The sequence below is a fragment of the Burkholderia sp. SIMBA_062 genome (assembly GCF_046534765.1).
Classification (GTDB): Bacteria; Pseudomonadota; Gammaproteobacteria; order Burkholderiales; family Burkholderiaceae; genus Burkholderia; species Burkholderia ambifaria.
The window spans coordinates 43,793-65,765 of sequence record NZ_JAWRYD010000038.1 but is presented as its reverse complement, the minus strand read 5'-3'; the positions used below and the strand labels follow the sequence as shown (position 1 = coordinate 65,765).

Annotated in this window: 19 protein-coding genes; 17 read left to right on the top strand and 2 right to left on the bottom strand. The window is 64.2% G+C overall.

Annotated elements, in window-relative coordinates; all coding sequences use genetic code 11:
• The first annotated feature begins 353 nt into the window (after positions 1-353).
• From SB786_RS30295 to SB786_RS30285, 3 genes are all read left to right on the top strand, one after another.
• Positions 354-863, top strand: coding sequence for an Lrp/AsnC family transcriptional regulator (locus SB786_RS30295; RefSeq protein ID WP_011661374.1), 510 nt, complete (start codon positions 354-356; stop codon positions 861-863).
• 22 nt (positions 864-885) lie between these two features.
• Positions 886-2,034, top strand: coding sequence for a 3,4-dihydroxy-2-butanone-4-phosphate synthase (gene ribB / locus SB786_RS30290; RefSeq protein WP_410730669.1), 1,149 nt, complete (start codon positions 886-888; stop codon positions 2,032-2,034).
• A gap of 201 nt (positions 2,035-2,235) precedes the next feature.
• Positions 2,236-3,873, top strand: a complete 1,638-nt coding sequence (locus SB786_RS30285; RefSeq protein ID WP_410730668.1) for an acyl-CoA synthetase — start codon at positions 2,236-2,238, stop codon at positions 3,871-3,873.
• A 37-nt stretch (positions 3,874-3,910) separates the two neighbouring features.
• On the opposite strand, the gene SB786_RS30280 is transcribed toward SB786_RS30285, so the two are convergent.
• A complete protein-coding gene (locus tag SB786_RS30280) occupies positions 3,911-4,732 on the bottom strand; it encodes an AraC family transcriptional regulator (protein WP_011694458.1) in 822 nt (273 codons plus the stop codon).
• A gap of 218 nt (positions 4,733-4,950) precedes the next feature.
• On the opposite strand from SB786_RS30280, the gene SB786_RS30275 reads away from it, so the two are divergent.
• The 8 genes from SB786_RS30275 (at position 4,951) to SB786_RS30240 (ending at position 12,849) form a co-directional block, all read left to right on the top strand.
• Positions 4,951-5,715, top strand: coding sequence for an enoyl-CoA hydratase/isomerase family protein (locus SB786_RS30275; protein ID WP_410730667.1), 765 nt, complete (start codon positions 4,951-4,953; stop codon positions 5,713-5,715).
• Between the two features lie 2 nt (positions 5,716-5,717).
• Positions 5,718-6,497 carry a creatininase family protein gene (locus SB786_RS30270; protein WP_410730666.1) on the top strand — a complete coding sequence of 260 codons (780 nt, stop codon included), beginning with the start codon at positions 5,718-5,720 and terminating at the stop codon, positions 6,495-6,497.
• 290 nt (positions 6,498-6,787) lie between these two features.
• Positions 6,788-7,942, top strand: coding sequence for an LLM class flavin-dependent oxidoreductase (locus SB786_RS30265; protein WP_410730665.1), 1,155 nt, complete (start codon positions 6,788-6,790; stop codon positions 7,940-7,942).
• A 4-nt stretch (positions 7,943-7,946) separates the two neighbouring features.
• Complete coding sequence (locus SB786_RS30260; RefSeq protein ID WP_059462786.1) at positions 7,947-8,735, top strand: enoyl-CoA hydratase/isomerase family protein; 789 nt, start codon at positions 7,947-7,949, stop codon at positions 8,733-8,735.
• Positions 8,732-10,639, top strand: coding sequence for an AMP-dependent synthetase/ligase (locus tag SB786_RS30255; protein WP_410730664.1), 1,908 nt, complete (start codon positions 8,732-8,734; stop codon positions 10,637-10,639). The genes SB786_RS30260 and SB786_RS30255 overlap by 4 nt, the downstream gene beginning before the upstream one ends.
• 122 nt (positions 10,640-10,761) lie before the next feature.
• Positions 10,762-11,310, top strand: coding sequence for a flavin reductase (locus tag SB786_RS30250; RefSeq protein ID WP_410730663.1), 549 nt, complete (start codon positions 10,762-10,764; stop codon positions 11,308-11,310).
• Complete coding sequence (locus SB786_RS30245) at positions 11,303-11,551, top strand: hypothetical protein (protein WP_410730662.1); 249 nt, start codon at positions 11,303-11,305, stop codon at positions 11,549-11,551. Before SB786_RS30250 ends, SB786_RS30245 begins: the two co-directional genes overlap by 8 nt.
• 50 nt (positions 11,552-11,601) lie before the next feature.
• On the top strand, positions 11,602-12,849 hold the full coding sequence (locus tag SB786_RS30240; RefSeq protein WP_410730660.1) for an AMP-binding protein: 1,248 nt from the start codon (positions 11,602-11,604) through the stop codon (positions 12,847-12,849).
• 201 nt (positions 12,850-13,050) lie between these two features.
• Here SB786_RS30240 and SB786_RS30235 read toward each other — a convergent pair whose 3' ends face one another.
• Entirely contained in the window at positions 13,051-14,064 is a 1,014-nt protein-coding gene (locus SB786_RS30235; protein WP_410730659.1) for a LacI family DNA-binding transcriptional regulator, read from the bottom strand.
• A gap of 235 nt (positions 14,065-14,299) precedes the next feature.
• On the opposite strand from SB786_RS30235, the gene SB786_RS30230 reads away from it, so the two are divergent.
• The 6 genes from SB786_RS30230 (at position 14,300) to SB786_RS30205 (ending at position 21,959) form a co-directional block, all read left to right on the top strand.
• Positions 14,300-15,454, top strand: a complete 1,155-nt coding sequence (locus SB786_RS30230) for an ABC transporter ATP-binding protein (protein WP_410730658.1) — start codon at positions 14,300-14,302, stop codon at positions 15,452-15,454.
• A gap of 63 nt (positions 15,455-15,517) precedes the next feature.
• Positions 15,518-16,756, top strand: coding sequence for an ABC transporter substrate-binding protein (locus SB786_RS30225; protein ID WP_410730657.1), 1,239 nt, complete (start codon positions 15,518-15,520; stop codon positions 16,754-16,756).
• Positions 16,757-16,863: 107 nt separating this feature from the next.
• Positions 16,864-17,781: a carbohydrate ABC transporter permease gene (locus tag SB786_RS30220; RefSeq protein ID WP_410730656.1), complete on the top strand. Its 918-nt coding sequence runs from the start codon at positions 16,864-16,866 to the stop codon at positions 17,779-17,781.
• 8 nt (positions 17,782-17,789) lie between these two features.
• On the top strand, positions 17,790-18,641 hold the full coding sequence (locus tag SB786_RS30215) for a carbohydrate ABC transporter permease (RefSeq protein WP_410730655.1): 852 nt from the start codon (positions 17,790-17,792) through the stop codon (positions 18,639-18,641).
• Positions 18,642-18,679: 38 nt separating this feature from the next.
• Positions 18,680-20,650: a beta-galactosidase gene (locus SB786_RS30210; RefSeq protein ID WP_410730670.1), complete on the top strand. Its 1,971-nt coding sequence runs from the start codon at positions 18,680-18,682 to the stop codon at positions 20,648-20,650.
• Between the two features lie 4 nt (positions 20,651-20,654).
• Positions 20,655-21,959: a sugar efflux transporter gene (locus tag SB786_RS30205; RefSeq protein ID WP_410730654.1), complete on the top strand. Its 1,305-nt coding sequence runs from the start codon at positions 20,655-20,657 to the stop codon at positions 21,957-21,959.
• The last annotated feature ends 14 nt before the right edge of the window (positions 21,960-21,973 follow it).

The window sequence follows — 21,973 nt, the reverse complement described above, 5'->3', positions numbered from 1 at the left end:
GGCAAGACGATTCACCCGCACCCGACGCTCGGCGAATCGGTCGGCATGGCCGCCGAATTGTACGAAGGCGTCTGTACGGACTTGCCGCCGCCCAGAAAGGCCTGATCGCCATCTCGGCTCGCGTGTCGCAAGTATGACGAGTTGCGGGTTTTCCCGAGCGTGCGGCGACAATGACCGTTTTTGGTGATAACTCGACTTTTTATCAGAATTTTCCGCGGAGCTGCCAGGCATAAACTTGTTCATCAGGTGATGTTGTTCGAATGCCTGCTGGAGCGGAAATCGATGTTCTGCCGCGCAAGCGAGCGTTCGAACTTCAGGGCACCGGAGCCTTGTGCAAAGAGGAGACGCAGGCTATGAACGTTGCGCTGGACAGGATAGACCTTAGCATCCTGAGTGAACTTCAGGAGGACTCAAGTTTGACGAATCTCGAACTGGCGGCTCGAGTCAACCTGTCGCCCTCTCCCTGTCTCGTCAGAGTCAGAAATCTGGAGCGTCTCGGTGTAATCAGCCGACGCGTCGCCGTGCTCAATGCGTCCCTCCTCGGCCTGGGCATCATGGCCATCGTCGAGATCAGTCTGGAGCGGCAGGGCATGCAGGCGCGGGAGAGTTTCGCCGACACGGTCAGAGGCATCACCGAAGTCATGGACTGTTTCATGATGACCGGGCAAACCGACTATCTGCTGCGGGTGGTCGCGAGAGATCTCGTCGAACTCGAACACATCATCACACACAAGCTGACGTCGCTTCCCGGTGTGGCCAGCGTTCGCTCTAACGTCGTCCTGAAACGGCTTGCCAACAAGACGACGCTTCCCATCGACAAGACACGGCCTATCCAGATTCATGGACTGGCGCAGGCGTCGTGATCACATCGCGTAAGGTGCTCTCATGAGTAACGCAATGTCCGCCGGCCGGCCGGCAGATTCGCGCGCCGACATCGCAACGGCGTTGGAGATTATCGAAGAAGCGCGCGCCGGGCGAATGTTCATTCTGGTCGACGACGAGGATCGCGAGAACGAAGGCGACCTCGTCATTCCCGCGCAATTCGCCACGCCCGACGCCGTCAACTTCATGGCGACGCATGCGCGCGGCTTGATCTGCCTCGCGATGACACGCTCGCGCTGCGAATCGCTGGGTTTGCATTTGATGAGCCGAATCAACGGCTCGCGGCACGAGACCGCCTTCACGGTGTCGATCGAGGCGCGTGACGGTGTGAGCACCGGCATCTCGGCGGCCGACCGCTCCCGCACGATTTCGCTTGCGATCAATCCGGAAACGGGGCGAGACGAGCTCGTTTCTCCCGGACACGTCTTTCCGCTCATGGCGCGCGACGGCGGCACGCTCGTGCGCGCGGGCCACACCGAGGCGGCGGTAGATATCGCCCGGCTGGCCGGGCTCGCACCGGCCGGTGCGATCTGCGAAATCATGAACGACGACGGCACCATGGCGAGGCTGCCGGACCTCATCGCCTTTTCACGGCGGCATCAGCTGAAGCTGGGCACGATCGCCGATCTCATCGCGTATCGCCGACGAACGGAACGGCTCGTGGAGGCCGTTGAACACGGGAGCTTCACCGAGCCGAATGGACGGCATTGGCGGATCGTGGTCTACCGGAACCGGATCGATCAGGTCGAGCATATCGCCTTCGTCATGGGCGATCTACGGGGCGCCGACCCTGTTCTCGTGCGCATGCATGCGATGGATACCATGAACGACGTCATCGGCGGTCACCACCTCGCGTCCTTGCGCGGCGCCGCGCGTTTGCTGGAGAACGAGAATCGCGGCGTCATCGTGGTGATCCGCGAATCCCGCCTCACAGCCGTGTCCGAGCGTGTGCGTTCCATGATGCATCCCAAGCCTGCCGAGCCGGAACTGCGCGATTACGGAATAGGCGCGCAAATTCTCACCGAACTCGGTGTGAAGAACATGATCCTGCTCTCCAATCATGAAAGAACGATCGTGGGCCTGGAGGGCTACGGTTTGAACATGGTCGAGCAGAGAAAAATAGAGCGTATTCACGACTGTCAGGAAGTTTGACGCTATCCGGTCGCGCCGCCGTGCCGATGCAGAAATCGGGTCGTCCCGTTCTGATCGCGGCGGCGTTGTTCCGGATGAAGTCGTGCCGCTCATCGCAGGGCGTTTCGTGACCATAAAAGCAACTGGAGGAGAGATGAGACACGCAGAAAACCCCGACATCGTCGGCGCACGCGCGAGTGCCATGGCCGCGGAGCGGCCCGCATGAAAACGACGGCAGACCATCCCTATACGATCGGACTCGAGCGCGACCGGGCTAACTTCATTGCCTTGTCGCCGCTGACGTTTCTCGAACGCGCCGCATCCGTCTGGCCGGAGCGCACGGCCATCGTGCACGGCACGATACGCCGCGACTGGGCTGAAACCTATCGGCGTTGCCGGCTGCTCGCCGGCGCGCTGCGCGGGCGCGGCATCGGCAACGGCGATACGGTGGCGATGATCGCGGCCAATACGCCGGAACTGTTCGAGGCACATTTCGGTGTGCCGCTTTGCGGCGCCGTCCTGAACACCATCAACACACGGCTCGATGCCGACACGATCGCTTTCATTCTCGGCCACGGCGACGCGAAGCTGCTGATCACCGACCGCGAATTCTCCTCGACGGTGAAGAAGGTCCTAGCACGGCTTGACCGCGCCATTCAGGTCATCGACATCGACGATCCACAGTTCGGAGAAGGCGATCTGCTCGGCGAAAAAGACTACGAGGCGTTGCTGCAGGAGGCCGCGCACACGGAATTCCGTGTCTCGATGCCGGAAGACGAATGGCAGGCCATATCGCTGAACTACACATCGGGCACGACGGGCAATCCTAAAGGCGTCGTGTATCACCATCGCGGCGCATATCTGAACGCCGTGTCGAACGCACTATCGTGGCATCTGGACGAGGACACGACCTATTTATGGACCTTGCCGATGTTTCACTGCAATGGTTGGTGCTTTCCGTGGACCATGGCGTTGGTTGCCGGCACCAGTGTCTTTCTGCGCCATACGCGGGCCGAGCGGATTCTCGCCGCCATTCGCACCGAGGCGGTCACGCATTTTTGTGCGGCGTCCGTAGTGTTGAACATGATCAATAACGCCGCGCCGGAGCTGAAAGCCGGCATCCGCCACGGAGTCAAGGTCATGACCGGCGGTGCGCCGCCGCCCGCTTCGGTGATCGCCGGCATGGAGCGCATGGGCTGGGACGTGACGCACGCCTACGGGTTGACCGAGTCTTATGGGCCGGTCGTGCAATGCGTGTGGCGCGACTCGTGGAATGCACTCGATCTCGATGCGAAAGCGCGGCTCAAGGCCCGCCAAGGGGTGCGCGGCCCCGCTCTCGAGGCAGTGATGGTAGCCAGCCCCGATACGCTGGAGCCTGTTCCGAAAGACGGGCAAACGCTCGGCGAGGTATTTCTGCGCGGCAACAACGTGATGAAGGGCTACCTGAAGAATTCGGACGCCACCGTGGAGGCATTTTCCGGCGGGTGGTTTCACACGGGCGATCTCGGGATATGGCATCCCGATGGCTACCTGGAAATCAAGGATCGCTCGAAGGACATCATCATCTCGGGAGGCGAAAACATTTCGTCGATCGAGATCGAGGACATACTGTATTCCCATCCCGCCGTTCTGGAGGCGGCAATCGTCGCGCGTCCCGACGACAAGTGGGGCGAGACACCTTGTGCTTTCATCACGCTCAAAGACGATTCGACCGTGACCGAAGCGGACATCATCGCGTTTTGCCGCGAGCGGCTGGCACATTTCAAGGTGCCCAAGACCATCGTGTTCTCGCCGCTGCCGAAGACTGCGACCGGCAAGATCCAGAAGTTCCACTTGAGGGAGCGAGCGCGCCAGCTGTGAAAGAGGCGGCGGCGTAGCGCCAGCCGCCGCGTTTCGATCAGCGCGAGGACGCCTCCTTCTGGTCCACGCGAAATTTGCCGGGACTTTGTCCCATGGTCTTCTTGAACATGGTGATGAACGAGTTCGGACCTTCATAGCCGAGCTCGAGCGCCACTGCGTGAACCGACGCACCGGCCGACAATCGCTGAAGCGCAATGATGATATGCAGACGCTCGCGCCAGCGCCCGAAGGTCATGCCGGTTTCGCTGCGTACCAGCCGCGCGAGCGTACGTTCGCTCATCGCATATCGGCGCCCCCATTCCGCGATCGTGCTGCGGTCGGCGGGGTTGTCGAGCAACGCCGAAGCGATCTGTTGAAGCCGGGGATTATCGGAGATCGGGAGAAAGACATCGTCGGGCGCCAGCAGCGCGAGCTGATCCAGCAACACTCTGGCGAGCCGGCCCACCGGGCCGTCCTTCGGATAGTCGGGCGGGAACCTGGCCAGTGAACGGATCAGCTCGCGGATGAGCGGCGTGATCGTAAAGCTGCGGCAGTCGGTGGGCAGACCGGCCTCGTCCGGCGGAATGAAGATGACGTACAGCTTGGCGAAATCGGAAGCATGATTGCTGTGCGGAATGCCGCCCGGAATCCACACCGCGCCGTTGGGCGGGACGATCCACCATCCGCTCGGCGATCGGCACATGACCGACCCGCTCAATGCGACGACCAATTGCCCCTTGCGATGAACGTGCATCGGCAGCTCATCCTCTTTTCCGCTCGTCTCCAGGAGAACGGAAATGACCGGCAAATCGACGGAGTCCGGATCGAACGGCTGATAGTTGATCTTCACCGGGTCTGTCATGGCTCGCGAAGCGGACATGCCGATTTCAGGATTGTTGGGTTCCACGGTTCACTCGCTTTCTGCGCCTGCCTGGCCTCGGTGAATTCATGTATCGCCGCCCTCGGTGCAACATACGGTGGGCCATCCGACTGACGCGATTTTAATCCGCCGAATCAACGATGTCGCTGGCAAATCAAAATTAAATTTGGCCCTGTCGGACCTACACTGACTCGATGAAAATTCACGAGACATCAGGTATGAAAACCGACGAATTGATTTGCACACAGATCGACGCGGACGTCGTGCAGCTCACGATCAACCGGCCACCGGCGAACGCACTGAACGAACCGCTCATCACCGCATTGATGTCCGTCTTCCGCAGCCTCGCTCGACAGGACGTGCCACCCGGTATCGTGCTCACCGGGGCGGGACAGAAGTTCTTTTGTGCCGGCGGCGATATCAATGAAGTGGCGGACCATGAGCTCGCCCTGTCGCGCATGGAAGCGTTCCACGCGTTCCTGGCGCAACTCGAGCAGTATCCGAGCCCGCTCGTGTGCGCGGTCAACGGCTATGCAGTGGGTGCCGGATTCGAAATGGTGCTGCATGCGGACTACGTCGTCGCGTCCGCCGAATCCCGGCTGGGATTTCCCGAGATCAATCATGGCCTGTTGCCCGCGGCAAAAGGCATGCGCCACGCAGCGGCCCTGCTGGGTCGGCGTGCCGCGCGTTCGCTGCTTTTTTCCGGCGAACTGATCTCGGCCGGAGAAGCGTTGGCGATAGGGGCGGTGGACGCGATATCCGCGCACGATGAAACGCTGAGAGACGCGCTGGCCAAATGCCACGCGCTTTGCGCCAAAGATCGCCAACTGTTCGCCGCCATCAAGCGAACGCTGCGCGAGAGTCCACGGATGAACGACGAAGCTCTGCTGCAGATGACGCTCGATGACCTGCGTGGATATCTCGGCAACGCGCGGACCGCGGACGCGAGATCCAGATTTCTGAACCGCAACAAGAAGGCCTGATCGTGAGCAATCTCAAACTGCCGGAAATGCTGCATCTTGCACGCATGACGTATGAGGACGTGGCGGCCGCATTGGCCACGCAGTTCGATCGCGTCATCATTCCTTGCGGTGCAATCGAGCAGCACGGCCCCCATCTGCCGCTGAGCATGGATGCCGATCATGCTGACGCGCTGGCCGTGGAAATCGCCACGTTGCTGGGGCGAACCCTGATCGCGCCGACGATACGAGTGGGATGCTCGAAGCACCACATGGCCTTCCCGGGCACGATCTCGTTGCAGGAGCACACGTATGCCGCGCTCTGCCACGATTACTGCGTGAGCCTCGCGGCACATGGATTCAAGTGCATCTATCTGTTCTCGGCGCATGTCGGTAACTTCAATGCTCTTCATGCGATGTTGCCGGAATTGCGACAGGCCGTCGGGCCGGACGTTCAGGTGCTTGCCTATACGGATCATCAGGCGTGGCTGCGCCAATGGCGACTGGCGGTCGAGGAAGCCGGCGGCGATCCGGAATCCGTGGGCGGACACGCAGACATCGCCGAAACCTCCCTCATGATCCACCTTCATCCGGACAGTGTCCGACTCGCTCGACTCACGACAGGCCACGTGGGCGTCATGACGACCGAGCAATTGAACCGGATGTGGAGGGAAGGCGTGGCGTCGATCTCCCGAAACGGCGTGCTGGGCGATGCGCGAGGATCGTCACGCGAGATTGGCGAGGCCTGTTTGCGGGCGACTGCGAGGCTTCTCGCATCGGCATTTGCGGCCGACTCGTCGACATAGAAAAAGACGGAAAGCCGGCAGCATGATCTGCCGGTATCGGCAAGGTTGCGGCATGAAAAGAATAAAAAATGCTGCGGTATGTACGGCAATATTTATTCACGGAAACAAAAAATACATCAAGATATAAAAGGCATCAGGATGGCTAAGTATCGCTATCCAATATGGATGAGCTGTTTCTAAATCAAGTTAAACGACGATGTTAATTGGTTGGCGGCGTGACACTGCCCGAACCTCGGCATCAGTTCGCGCGCGCCACGAATTTTTGAATTACGACTGTCAAGGAAAAGAAAATGCCATTGAAATTCGGTTTTTGGTCCGAGCAGGAGACGCAGGTCGGGCATAGCTACTCGAACAGGCTTCGCGAACTGGTTCGCGAAGCGCGCTTCGCGGAGCAAATGGGTTTCGACTTTGTTGCGTTGTCGGAGCAGCACTTTGCGCTTGGCGGCGTGTCGAGTTCGGCGCCTGAAGTGGTCTTCGGTTATCTCGCGGCCGTCACTTCGCGAATCAAGCTGCGTCCTGCCGTGGCGCTGATGCCGAAGGCCATCAATCACGCCCTGCGTACCGCGGAACGGCTGGCGGCCACCGACATCCTTTCCGACGGCCGGATGGAGATGTATTGCGGGCGCGCGAACACGACGATCGCAATGCGCGCGTTCAACGTATCGCCCGAGGAAACCCTGCCGCAAATGGAAGAGGGCATGGCGCTGTTGCGCAAAGCGATGCGTGAGGACGTGTTCACTTTCGAGGGAAAGTATTACCAGGTACCGCCCCGGTCGCTCGTGCCCAAGCCGTTGCAAAAACCGTATCCCGTCCTCGGCGTTGCCGCCACCAGTGCGAACAGCCACGCTTGGGCCGGCTCGGAAGGCCTCGCGGTGATGAGCCATGCGATTTATCAGGGATGGGAAAAACAGAAGGGGCTGCTGGACACCTACTGGAACAGCTGGAAGCGCGATGAGACCGGGCCGTTGCACAAGCCGCGCGCCGGCATGCCGCTCTTCATCGGTATCGGCAAGACCGACCAGGAAGCGAAGGACATTTACGCCGGCGCGATCATGAACTATGCGCGCATCTCGACCGATGCGTATCCGCGGCTCGCCAAACTCGCGGACAACTATGCATACATGGCCGAAAGCGTGCCCGCGATGCAACGCGCCGCCGAAGATTGGGACTACCTGCTGAACGAATCCGCCACCACGGTGTGCGGAAGCCCCGATACCGTCATCCGTCAGTTGGAGCAATACGAGAAGCTCGGAATCGACGAGGTGCTGCTGCATATCGACTCGGTACCGCACGAGCAGATCATGTCGACGATCGACATGGTGGGCCGTTACGTGATTCCGCATTTCAACGATCGCAACAATATCGTCCGCCCGACCGACGAGCTGCTCGAGAAGATTCGCGCCATGCGTCCGCAGGCCGCCAACCCGAAGCAAAGTCAAGGATGAACCTATGAATACGTCTTCGCGCTATCAGTATCTGAATGTCGAACAACGGTCCTCCGGTGTCGCGATCGTCACGATGAATCGCCCGGAAATCCTGAACGCCATCAATTGGGACATGCACGACGAACTGGAACGGGTATTCGTCGAGCTGGATCACGACAAATCGGTCAAGGCGATCGTGTTGACCGGCGCCGGCCGCGGTTTCTGCTCGGGCGGCGACCAGAAGTCGATCGACAACGGCAATATCCCGTCGGCGACGCGTGGTGGCCGTCACCTCATAAGAAACATGCTGGAGGTCGAGGTGCCGATCGTGGCGGCGGTCAATGGCGTGGCCGTGGGCCTGGGCGCGACACTCGCGCTGTTCTGCGACATGATTTATGCGAGCCCGACCGCACGGTTCGCCGATACGCACGTCAATGCCGGTGTCGTCGCGGGCGACGGCGGTGCGGTGATCTGGCCGCTTCTGCTCGGGCCGGTCCGCGCGCGGCACTACCTGATGACGGGCGACTTCGTCAGCGCGGAGGAAGCGCTGACGATGGGGATGATCAACAAGATCGTCGAAAGCGACAAGCTGCTGGAGGCGGCGATCGATTACGCGGAACTGCTCGCGAGCGGCCCGCGCGACGCGATCGTCTGGACGAAATACTGCGTCAACAAGCTCGTCAAGCAGAACGCCCATCTGCTTCTCGACACGTCGATCGCTCTGGAGACGATCACGTTCAATTCCCCCGAGCGCCGCGAAGCGGTGGCTTCGTTTACCGAAAGGCGCAAGCGCTTTGGAGACAACTGGAAATGAGCGCGGCACCGTGGACTTCCGGCAATCAATTCGCGACCACCACCATTCCGGCCTTGCTGATCGAGCGCGTGAAGAAGGACGCTGACGCAGACGCGTTCTTTCAGAGGCGTGCCGGAGAGTGGGTACCCACCACCTGGAAAGGCTATGCGAACGCAGTCTGTTCCATATCCGCAGCCCTCGGCGCGGCCGGGGTCGCACGAGGCGATCGGATTGCCATCATGGGCGACGTATCCCGCGAGTGGCTGATTGCCGACATGGCGACGATCTGCTCGGGCGCGGTGACGGTAGGCGTCTATTTCACCGCGTCGGTCGAAGAGGTCCGCTACTACCTGGAGGATTCAGGGGCGACACTCGCTTTTGCCGGAAGTGCCGAACAGCTTCGGGTCATGAAAGCGGCCGATACGTCCAGCAGGCTCCTCAAGATCGTGGTGCTCGATCCGGACTGGAAGCGCTCGCCTGGCGAAACCGGCATGAATGTCGTTTCACTCGCCGAGTTCGCGTCGCATTTTTTTGGCGACGAAGTCGCTTATCTGCGTGAGCAGTCCGAGCTTGCGAGGCCGACGGACCTGGTGAGCCTGGGTTATACCTCCGGAACCACGGGGCCGCCCAAAGGCGCGATGCTAACGCATGTGTCGATGCTCGCGGGCGCGTTCACGTGGCCGACCTTCTGTCCGGCGATATTGTCCGAACCGCAGCGCATGGTGGTCCATCTGCCGCTTTCGCACACGGTCGCGCGCATTCAGGCGACGACGCTGCCATTGATCGCGAAGACGGTACCTTACTTCGTCGACGTGTCGGCCGATTTCGCGAAATGCATACAGGAAGTCAGACCGACGTCCTATATGGCGCCGCCGCGCTTCTATCAGAAGTTCGCGACCCAGATCATCAACCATGTAAACGGCAGCAGCGAAGCCGAGCAGAGAAACTACAAGCTCGCGCTTGGCATCGCGCGGGAAGTGCTGGCCGATCGGCTGGACGCAGGCACGGGCGACCCATTCAAGGAACAGCTCTACGCCACCTGCCGTGAGCGCGTTTTCAAGCCGTTGCTGGCCAGAATCGGCTTCGACGATTTGCGCTATCCGTATACGGCCTCCGCTCCGGTGCCGCCCGAGGTCGTCACACTGTTTCAGTTGTGGGGCGTCAACCTGAAAGAGAATTACGGGCAAACGGAGATGGTCGGCGGAAACCTCGCGCAGGTGACCGACTGGTCGAGGCCTGGCAACTCCGGCGTCCCGCTTGACGACCCCGCCTGGGAAACCCGCGTGTTGCCGGACGGCGAAATGATCGTTCGGGGGCCGGGGCTGTTCATCGGCTACTGGAACAAGGAAGCCGAAACGAAGGCCGCGTTGCGGGACGGCTGGCTGTATACCGGCGACATCGTCGACGTCGGCGCGGACGGTTCGTACAAGCTGATCGATCGAAAGAAGGAGCTTATCAATACGGCCGCCGGCAAATCGATCAGCCCGGTGCAGATCGAAAACGAACTTCGCCAGAGCCCGTACATTACCGAGGCACTGGTGATTGGCGAAGGGCGCAAGTATCTGACGGCGTTGATCGAAGTCGACGGCACGCTCACCATGGACTGGGTCAGGACGCGCGACCCTTCGGTCACGCAGTACGCCGATCTGGCCACCTCGCAGACCGTTATCGACCTGATCCGTGAAGAAGTGGAAAAGGCGAATGCGAGGTTGGCGCGGGCAGAGCAGATCAAGGCGTTCAGGATATTCCCCGAGGAACTCACACCGGAAAACGGCGTGATGACCGCCACGCGCAAGAAACGCCGCAAGGCATTGACGGCACGCTACGAGCACATTATTGCCGGCCTTTACGACGATGCCGAAGAACAGTTGATCAAAGAGCAGCTTGCCGGTTCAAGGCCAGCAGCTTCCGTTCACCAGCAATAGGAATCGCCGGCAGCGCAACTGGCCACGAGAACTCGTCGACGGTGCGGCGCGGGCGATGAACGGTGCAACGCCACGGGTGCTTCACCACGCATGCTTCATGCAAGTACCCGTGGCGCTCCGCCATGAAGCCGCACCCCCGTTCCATCCACCGAGAGAGGACCGCCGTGATAGCACTTTCCCCTGACCGCACGACCTTCCGCGAAGCCATGTCCCGTATCGGCGCCGCGGTGAATATCATCACCACCACGACACCTTCCGGCGATGTCGGCATGACGGTGTCCGCGGTGTGCTCCGTCACCGACGACCCTACTACGGTGCTCGTTTGCATAGGCCAGTCCAGTCGTCAATATGGCCACTTCAGCAAGTCGGGCATCATCTGTGTCAACGTTCTTTCCCATGAGCACGAGATGCTTGCACCGATCTTCGCGGGCAAGGGCGATGTCCAGATGACCGAGCGCTTCACGTACGGCGAGTGGATCCGTCTCGTCACGGGTGCGCCGGTGCTGGCCACAGCGGCCGCGAGTCTCGACTGCACGGTGGACCGAAGCATCGACATCGGCACACATACGGTCTTTTTCTGCGCCGTGCAGGCGGTACATCTCGGTTCCGCGTGTTCGGGCCTCGTCTATCACGGGCGCGCTTATCATCGGCTGCCGCAGCAGCATGCGTGACACGGCGCGGCTGTTCCCGATCGACCACAAGGCCGCAGCCCGCCTAGGTAACGAAGTGGGCAGGATTGAAGCTGGCCCGTTCGACGTGATCGTCCTGAACAGTGTCGTGCAACTCTTCTCGTCGCACCAGTACCTGAGATCGGTACTGGCATCGTGTGCCCGCCTGCTGGCGGACGGGGGAACGATTTTCATCGGTGACGTGATGGATGCACGCACCAAGGACAGAGTCCGTCGGGGCTGACGTTCGGCGAACCGAGGGGCGAGCACGGGACGGCGAAGTTCGAACTCACGATGATCCTTGAGCAGGACGAGACGGGTCGGGTGACGGGCGGAGGGATCGAATACAACACGGACCTGTACCGTGCGGAGACGATCGAGCGGCTATATGGGCACTGGAAGCGGATCCTGATGGGGATGGTGTCGTCCTCTGCGAAGCGGGTGGACGGGCTGCCGATGCTGAGCGAAGAGGAGCAGGCACGGTTCGATGCCTGGAACGATACGACGCGAGCGGTGGCGGTGAAATGCGCGCATCGTCGGATCGAGCGTCAGGCGGCGGAGCGGCCGGAGGCGACGGCGCTGGAGTCCGGCGGGCAGAGGCTGAGTTATGGGGAACTGAATGCGCGTGCGAATGCGCTGGCGTTGGAGCTGAAGGGTCGCGGGGTGGGACCTGAAGTGGCGGTCGGGGTGTGCCTGGAGAGGTCGCTGGAGTTGGTGGTGGCGCTGCTGGGGATCTGGAAGGCGGGCGGGGCGTATGTACCGCTGGATCCGCAATATCCGGACGATCGGCTGCACTACATGTTGAAGGACAGCGGGGCGCGACTGTTGCTGTCGGGGGAAGCGCAGCGTGAGCGGCTGTCAGGCATGGGGGTGGAGCAGTACGGGCCGCAAGCGTGGCCGGGGGCGAATGCGGCGCTGGCCGACGTGACGAGCGATGCGACGCCGGACAACCTGGCGTACGTGATCTACACGTCCGGGTCGACCGGCCGGCCGAAGGGCGTAGCGCTTGCGCATCGCGGGCTCGACAACCTCGTTTCCGCGCAAATCGATCACTTCGCGATTGACCGGACCAGCAAGGTCGGCCAGTTTGCGTCGCCTGCGTTCGATGCGGCGGTCTCCGAAATGGCGATCACGCTGTGTGCCGGCGCGACATTGGTATTGCCCCCGGCCGACGGCCGCGCAAATGTCGAACGGTTCGGCGAACTGATAGCCGCTGAACGGATCACCGTCGTGACGGTGACGCCATCGCTGCTGGCCACGCTCGCTGTAGTGCCTGCCAGTTTGAAAACGGTCGTGTCTGTCGGAGAGGTGCTGCCCGACCGGATCGCCGGTCAATATGCGGGCCGATGTCGTTTCCTGAACGCTTACGGTCCGACAGAAGCGACTGTCTGCGCGACCATCAGTGCACCGCTGTCGGCTGGAATGCGCGTGACGATCGGCAAGCCGATCCGGAGCACGCGAACCTATATTCTGGACGAGGCGCCGTCCGGGATTCCTACGGCACGAGTAACGGTCGGTTTCCAGCTCACGACACAGTTCTGACCACGCGTGATCGGCCGACTGCCCAGGTTCGAATGCCAGGCGTGTCGACGCTATTTCGGCCGCACCGTCGACATACCGCCGGGAGAAAGATCCTCAAAAGCTAGATCCGTCCGCATCCCTGCTTTCTCAGCCGATCTCGTCGAGAGAAGTGTTCCGATCGCCTGGCGCCAAGGATTCGCGCCCTGTCTCAGTGTCGACTCGTCAATCCCTCGCCACCCCCGTCGATTCCCGCACCACGAGTTCCGGCGCACCGATCGTATGCACGGCCGCGGCCGGCTCGATCCCGTCGATCATGTCGAGCGTCAGCGCGATCGCCCGCGCGGCGATCTGCGACGTCGGGAACCGCACCGTCGTCAGCGCGGGGCGGAACTGGTGCGCGAGCTGGATATCGGTCATGCCGACCACCGACAGATCGGCCGGCACGCGCAGGCCGAGATCGGCGGCCGCCTGCATCGCGCCGATCGCCATCAGGTCGTTGGTCGCGAACAACGCGGTGACCCGGGGCTGCGTGCGCAGCAGCGCGGCGGCCGCTTCATAGCCGCCTTCGATCGAATCGTGTGCCGACACGGTCGTCAGCGCCTCCGCCGGATGGCCGCGTGCCGCGAGTTCGTCGGCGAAACCGCGCAACCGCACCGACTGCGGGCCGCCCGAGCCCTTGCCGACGAGCGCGCCGAATGCGCGATGCCGCAATCCGGATAGATGCGCGGCCGCCAGCGCGCCCGCCGCAGCGAAATCGACGGTCACGCACGGCAGCGTGCGCGACGCATGCACGTGCTCCCACATGCACAGCACGATCGATGCGCCGTGACGCGCGATGTCGGCGAGTTCGGCTTCGGCGAGATCGGTGTTCATCACGATCGCGCCAGCCGCGAGCGTTCCCGCGATCCGCTCGAGGTAGTTGCGCGTGATCGCCGGATCGTCGTCGGTATTGGACACGAGCAGGTAGTGGCCGCGCTTGCGCGCCTCGCGCTCGGCAGCCAGCACGAACTCCGGATAGAACGGGTTCGTGATGTTCGACAGCATCAGCGCGAGCGTCGACGTGCGGCCTTCGGCGAGCGCCCGCGCGGTGAGATTCGGCCGATAGCCGAGTTCGCGGATCGCGGCCATCACGCGTTCGACGGTCGCAGGCTTCACCTTCTGGGGATTGCGCAACACGTTCGAGACGGTCGCCGCGGTGACGTTCGCGCGCCGCGCGACTTGCGCGAGCGTCACCATGCGCGACCTCCGGCCGGTCGGGCAACGCTACGCGACGGAAGTGAAGCGGGGGGGTGTCTGCTCATATTCTGGGAGTGCGTCCCACAAGTTGCACAGGGACAGGCGATACGCTAATTTCTCGACACAACAGATGAAGGAGACGACATGGTACGGCCAACCGCGCGAACTGCGCCACCGAAATTTAAGCGGTTAAATTTTTCGATCCGCAGCGCCTGACCGAGGAGAGGAGAGCGCGATGACCGCCATTTCATTGAAGGATGTCTCGAAGCGCTACGGCGACCATGCGCCGGTGCTGCGCGACGTGAACCTCGAGATCGCGTCGCACGAGTTCTGCGTGTTTCTCGGTCCGTCGGGCTGCGGCAAATCCACGTTGTTGCGGATGATCGCCGGGCTCGAGGACGTGACCGAAGGCGAGCTGCGGATCGGCGGCGCGCGCATGAACGACACGCCGCCTGCCGAGCGCGGTGTCGCGATGGTGTTCCAGAGCTATGCGCTGTTTCCGCACATGACGGTGTTCGAGAACATCGGTTTCGGGCTGCGCATCGCCGGCACGCCGAAGGACGAAATCCGTCGACGCGTGACCGAGGCCGCGCGCGTGTTGCAACTCGACGCACTGCTCGATCGCAAGCCGAAGGCGCTGTCGGGCGGGCAGCGGCAGCGCGTCGCGATCGGCCGTGCGATCGTGCGCGAGCCGCGCGTGTTCCTGTTCGACGAGCCGCTGTCGAATCTCGATGCGACGCTGCGAGGCCAGACGCGCGTCGAGATTGCCCGCCTGCACGCGCGCTTCACGCAATCGAGCTCTGTCTACGTGACGCACGACCAGATCGAGGCGATGACGCTGGCCGACCGGATCGTGCTGCTGCACGCGGGCGACGACGTCGCGCGCTTCGGCAGCATCGCGCAGGCCGGCGCGCCGCTGGAGCTGTATCACCGGCCGGCCAACCGCTTCGTCGCGGGCTTCATCGGCTCGCCGCGGATGAACTTCCTGCCGGCGGTGGTCGAGGCGGGCGATGCGCACGGCTGCCGGCTGCGCGTGGACGGCACCGGCGAAACACTGATGTTGCGCGATCGCCCGTTGCCGCGCCACGTCGGCAGCGGCGCGCGCGTGACGCTCGGGATTCGTCCCGAGCATCTGACGGTCGCGGGGCCCGGCGACGCCGACCTGCCGGCGATCGTGCGCGACGTCGCGCTCGTCGAGCAACTGGGCGAAGCCGCGTACGTGCATCTCGATCAGCCCGCCGGCGTGCCGCTGCTCGCGAAACTGCCGGGCCAGGCCGCGCTGCGGCGCGGCGAGCGTCATGCGTTCCGCGTGCCGCCATCGTGCTGCCACCTGTTCGACGAAGCCGGCGTCGCATTGCCGGCGATCCACGCCGAAGCGGCGTTCGCATAGCGGCGCGGCGCCGATCCGCCGCGCGCGACGCGGCACCCATCACACCAATACCAGGAGACAACGATGAGACTTCGTGCGAGCCGACTGCTGCTTGCCCTGACGACTGCCGCGGCGTTCGCCGCGGGGACGGCCGACGCGGGCACGCTGAAGGTGAACGTCGCCGCGCGCGGCAACCAGCGCGCGACGTGGCAAGCGGTGTTCGACCAGTTTCACAAGGCGAATCCGGACATCGACCTGAAGGTCAGCTACGTCGGCGAGGAGGCGTACAAGGTGCAGATGTCCGGCTGGCTCGCGACCGATCCGCCCGACGTGCTGAGCTGGAACAACGGCGAGCGGCTCGCGTATTTCGCGAAGCGCGGGCTGATCGAGGACCTGGGCGCGGACTGGCAGAAGAACGGCTGGAACGACACGTATGCGGCCGTGAAGCAGTCGTCGACCTACGGCGGCAAGCTCTACAGTTTGCCGCTCGGCTATGACGCGTATGGCCTCTTCTACCGCAAGGACCTGTTCGAGAAGGCGGGCATTCGCGGCGAACCGGCGGACTGGACGCAGTTTCTGGATGCGTGCCGCAAGCTGAAGGCGGCCGGCATCGCGCCGATCGCGGTGGCCGCGCGCGATGCGTGGACGCTCGCCGCGTGGTTCGATTACCTCGACCTGCGGATCAACGGCTATGCGTTCCACCAGAAGCTGATGGCGGGCGACGTCGCCTATACCGACCCGCGGGTGCGTGCCGTGTACGCGGCCTGGAAGAAACTGATCGACGACAAGTATTTCATCGACAACGCACTGTCCTACGACGTCGATTCGCTGAGCCCGCTGATCGTCAACGGGCAGGCCGCGATGACACTGATGGGCACCTGGTATTCGGCGGGCCTGCTGAGCGCGACGCGCAACCCGATCAGCTTCTTCCGCTTCCCGGTGATCGATGCGTCGGTGCCGCTTGCGGAGGACGGTCCGGTCAACGTGCTGATCGTGCCGGCGAAGGCGCACAACAAGACGGACGCGCGTCGCCTGCTCGCATTCATGGGGCAACCGGCGGTCAGCGGCGAGTTCGCGAAGGGGATGGGGCAACTGCCGTCGAACAACAAGGCGCCCGAGCCGCAGGACCCGATCTCGAAGATCGGCTTCCGCACGCTCGCGACGACGCCCGGCGGCATCGCGCAGTTCTACGACCGCGACATGACGAAGGAAATGGCGGACGAGGGGATGAAGGCGATGCAGCAGTTCCTGTCCGACCCGACGCAGCTCGATGCGATCCTGCAGCGCCTCGAGCAGACCCGCAAGCGCATCTACCGGAAGTAACGGGACACGCGGCCGGGCCGGTCGCGCCTGGCCGGTGCCGCGTCGTCACCGTCGCGTCCGTTTCCTCCGTTTCCTCCGTCACGCCCGTTTTGTCGAAGGTCATCTCAATGTCAACCAGCCTGTCCGAAAGCGCCGCGCGCCGCGAAGCCAGCCTCGAGCGGCATGCGCGCGCGTCGCTCGCGCGCCGGCGCAACCGCGCGGCGCTGCTGTTCGTGCTGCCGGGATTCGCGCTGTTCACCGTGTTCGTCTTGTATCCGATCGTCAGCAGCATCTGGCTGAGCTTCCATCACTGGGACGGGATGACGCCGATGACGTACGCGGGGCTCGACAATTATCGCGAGCTGCTGCAGTCCGATACGTTCTACGTCGCGCTGAAGAACAACGTGCTGTGGCTCGCGCTGTTCCTCGCCGCGCCGCCGCTCGGCCTCGCGCTCGCGCTGTACCTGAACCAGAACGTCTACGGGATCCGGCTCGTGAAGTCGCTGTTCTTCGCGCCGTTCGTGTTGCCGGGCGTCGTCGTCGGCCTGGTGTTCTCGTGGTTCTACGACCCGACGTTCGGGCTGCTGAAGCTGATCGTCGGACACGGAATCCCGGTGCTCGGCGATCCGCGCTATGCGACCTACGGCGTGATCGTCGCCGCGCTGTGGCCGCAGATTCCGTTCTGCATGATCCTGTACCTGACCGGGCTCACCGGCATCAACGGCGAGATCGTGGAAGCGGCGCGAATGGAAGGCGCGCGCGGCTTCACGCTGCTGTGGCACGTGATCCTGCCGCAGTTGCGGCCCGCGACCTTCATGGCGGTGGTGCTGACCGTGATCGGCGCGCTGCGCAGCTTCGACCTGATCTCGGTGATGACGGGCGGCGGCCCGTTCGACAGCTCGACCGTGCTCGCGTACTTCATGGTCGACCAGGCGATCAAGTACTACCGCGAAGGCTATTCGGCCGCGATCGCGGTCGTGCTGTTCGCGATCATGCTCGTCTATATCGTGTGGCAGCTGCGCAAGCTGGTGCGCGTCGAATCATAAGGACCACCATGTATCCGATGCCCATATCCCGCTGGGGACGCCCCGCCCGCTTGCTGTACCGGTTGTCGCTGCCGTGCGCGCTCGCGCTGTGGCTCGTGCCGCTGCTTGCGGTGCTCGTCACGTCGATCCGCTCGACCGACGAGATCATGGCCGGTCATTACTGGGACTGGCCGAAGCAGTTCGCGCTGGTCGAGAACTACGGCACGGCGCTCACGCAGACGCCGATGCTGCATTACTTCGCGAACAGCATCCTGATCACGGTGCCGTCGGTCGCCGCGTCGATCCTGCTCGCGTCGCTCGCCGGGCACGCGCTCGCGAACTACCGGTTCCGCGGCAATCTCGTGCTGCTCGGGCTGTTCGTCGCGGGCAATTTCGTGCCGATCCAGATCCTGATGATCCCGGTGCGGCAGATCATGCTCGCCGTCGGCCTGTACAACACCGTGTGGGCGCTGGTGTTGTTCCATACCGCGTTCCAGACCGGCTTCTGCACGCTGTTCCTGCGCAACTTCATCCGCGAGCTGCCGTTCGAGCTGATCGAGGCCGCGCGCGTCGAAGGCGCGTCGGAGTGGGCGATCTACTGGCGCGTCGTGCTGCCGCTCGTGCGGCCGGCGCTCGCGGCGCTCGCGATCCTCGTGTTCACGTTCGTGTGGAACGACTACTTCTGGGCGCTGTGCCTCACGCAAGGCGACGACGCGGCGCCGATCACCGTCGGCGTCGCCGCGCTCAAGGGGCAGTGGACGACCGCCTGGAACATCGTGTCGGCCGGCTCGGTGCTCGCCGCGCTGCCTTCGGTGCTGATGTTCTTCGCGATGCAGAAGCACTTCGTCGCGGGGCTCACGTTCGGCGCGACGAAAGGCTGATGGCTTCCCTCCTTCCACTCTCCAGCAAGGAATCCACGATGCACCTCGGCGTTTGCTATTACCCCGAACACTGGCCGCGCGAACAATGGGCGCGCGATGCGCGGCGCATGGCCGAACTGGGCCTGACCCGCGTGCGGATCGCCGAATTCGCGTGGAGCCGGATGGAGCCGGAGCCGGGCCGCTACGACTGGGCATGGCTCGACGAAGCGATCGACACGCTTGCCAGCCGGCAGTTGAAGGTCATACTCGGCACACCGACCGCCGCGCCGCCGAAATGGCTCGTCGATCGCCATCCGGAAATCCTGCCGGTCGGCGCGGACGGCGCCGTGTGGCAATTCGGTTCGCGTCGTCATTACGACATCGCGAGCCCCGTGTATCGCGAGCACTGCGTGCGTATCGCGGACGCGATGGCGCGACGCTACGGCGCGCATCCGGCCGTGATCGCCTGGCAGACCGACAACGAGCTCGGCTGTCACAACACGCTGCCGAGCTATACGCGTGCGGCGCTTGAAGGTTTTCGCGCGTGGCTCGCCGTGCGCTACGGCGACATCGGCGCGCTGAACCGCGCGTGGGGCAACGTGTTCTGGAGCATGGAATATCGCGGCTTCGACGAGATCGAGCTGCCGCGCCATACGCCGACCGACGCGAACCCCGCGCATCTGCTCGACTTTCGGCGCTATCAGTCGGACGAGGTCGCGCGGTTCCATGCGGCGCAGGTCGATGCGATCCGGCCGCACGCGCCGGGGCGCGACGTGCTGCACAACTTCATGGGATTTTTCACCGAGTTCGATCACTACGCGTTCGCCCGCGGTGGCCTCGATGTCGCCGCGTGGGACAGCTACCCGGTGCCGCGCACTGAAGTACTGCCGCTCGACGAAGCCGACAAGCGGCGCTGGGCGCGCACCGGCCACCCCGACGTGTCGGCGTTTTCGCACGACCTGTATCGCGGTGTCGGCAGCGGCCGGATGTGGGTGATGGAGCAACAGGCGGGGCCCGTCAACTGGGGGCCGCACAACCCGGTGCCGCACGCCGGCGCGGTGCGGGTGTGGACGTGGGAAGCGTTCGCGCATGGCGCGGAGCTCGTGTCGTATTTCCGCTGGCGGCAGTATCCGCATGCGCAGGAGCAGCTGCACTCGGGGCTCAACGCACCGGACGACCAACTGTCGCCGGGCGGCCGTGAAGTGGCGCGTGTCGCACGCGAGCTGGCCGCGCTGGATCCCGGGCTCGTCGCCGGCGCGCGCGAGCCGGCGCGCGTCGCGCTGCTGTTCGATTACACGGCCGACTGGATGATCCGGATCCAGCCGCACGGCGCCGGTTTCGACTATCAGCAGCACACGTTCGACTGGTATCGCGCGCTGCGCGAACTGGGGCTCGACGTCGATATCGTCGCGGCCGATGCCGACGTGTCGCGCTATGCGCTCGTCGTCGCGCCGACGCTGCCGGTCGTGCCGGATCGCGTCGTCGAGCAGGCCGCGCGCGGGAATGCGCACTGGCTGTTCGGGCCGCGCACGGGGTCCCGCACCGCCGACTTCGCGATCGTGCCGGGCCTCGCGCCAGGCAAGCTGCGCGACGTGCTGCCGGTGCGGATCGCGCAGGTCGAGTCGCTGCGGCCGTCGCTCGCGCCGCGCGTCGCGTTCGACGGTGTCGACGGCCACGCGCTGAAATGGCGCGATCACATCGACCTCGACGGGGACACCCGCATCGACGTGCTCGCGGCCTGCGACGACGGCGTGCCCGCGCTCGTGCGGCACGGCCAGGTGACGATGGCGACCGCCTGCTTCGATCGCGCGCTGTTGCGCGCGATCGTCGGCCGCTGCGCGCGCGACGCCGGACTGCCGGTGCGCGCGCTGCCTGACGGCGTGCGCTTGTGCCGGCGCGGGCGTGTCGTGTTCGGGTTCAACTACGGCGACACCCCTTGCACGCTGCCCGCGCCGGACGGTGCGCGCTTCGTGCTCGGCGGCCCCGAACTGGGCGCGGTCGACGTCGCCGCATGGGTCGAGCCGGACTGACGCGATGCGGTCGTTGCCGTCGCCGCGCTTGCATGTCGCGCGCCTCGCGCGGATCGCGCATTTCGTGCCGCTGTCCGCGGCGGCGCTGATGCTTGGCGTCGCGATGTCGTTTACCGCGCCGTACCTGTCGCTGTTCGGCGTGGAGGCGGCCGGGATGTCGCCGTTGCTGGCGGGCGTCTTCATGACGCTGATCGCGGCGAGCGGAGTGGTCGCGAGCACGTGGGCCGGGCGGTGGTCGGATCGTCGCGACCGCCACCGGCCGCTGCTCGTCGCATCGCTCGCCGCCGCCGCGCTCGGCTTCGCGCTGCTGTGCGTGCTGCGCGCGCACGTGCCGGTGATCGCGGCCGGCACGATCCTGCTTGGCGCGGGCGCCGTGTCGCTGTCGCAGATCTTTTCGTTTGCGCGCGCGGTGCTGCCGGTCGACGACGATGCGCAGCGCGAGCTCGCGTCGGCCGCGCTGCGCACGATGCTGTCGGTCGCATGGGTGTTCGGTCCCGCGCTCGGCGCGCTGATCCTCGCGCGGACGGGCTTTACCGGGCTCTTTCTCGCGGCGGCCGCGGGCTTCGTTGCGTGCGCGGCGATCGTCGCGCGGATTCCGGAGCCCGCGCGGCGGCCGGCAGCCGTTCACGTGCAAGCGGTCGGGAACGACGCAAACACGCCCGCCGATACGACTGCGATCATCGTCGCGCCGCGCGCGCGCGTGCTGCGGACCCTCGTCGCGCTCACGCTGATGGGGCTCGCGGCGAACGCGACGATGATCGTGCTGCCGCTGTACATCGTGCGCTGGCTCGGCGGCACGCCCACGAACGTGTCGGCCGCGCTGGGCCTCGCCGCGTTGCTCGAGATCCCGATGATGCTGTGGCTCGGCACCCGGTCGACGCGGCTCGACAAGGCACGCTGGCTCACCGCGTGCGCGGCCGTGCACGCCGCGTATTTCATCGGGCTCGCGGCGGTGACGCGGGTCGACATGATCCTGCCGCTGCAACTGCTGAGCGCGTGCGTGGTCGCGATCACGTCCTGCCTCGGGATGACGCGCGTGTGCGACCTGATGCCCACGCGCCCCGGCACCGCGACCGCGATGTTCTTCAGCACCGCGCGGGTCGGCTCGATCGCGTCGGGCGTGCTGTCGGGCGCGTGTGTCGACCTGTTCGGCTATCGCGCGACGTTCGCGGGGTGCTGCGGGCTCGCGCTCGTCGCGTTCGCGCTGCTCGCCCGGGATGGGCGGGATGCGCGCGGCGAGCGGGGCCGTGCGCGTGATGCAAGCGGCACGACGGCGCCTGCGCGGCGCCGCTTCGATGCACCGCACTGACGCGCGATGCGCCG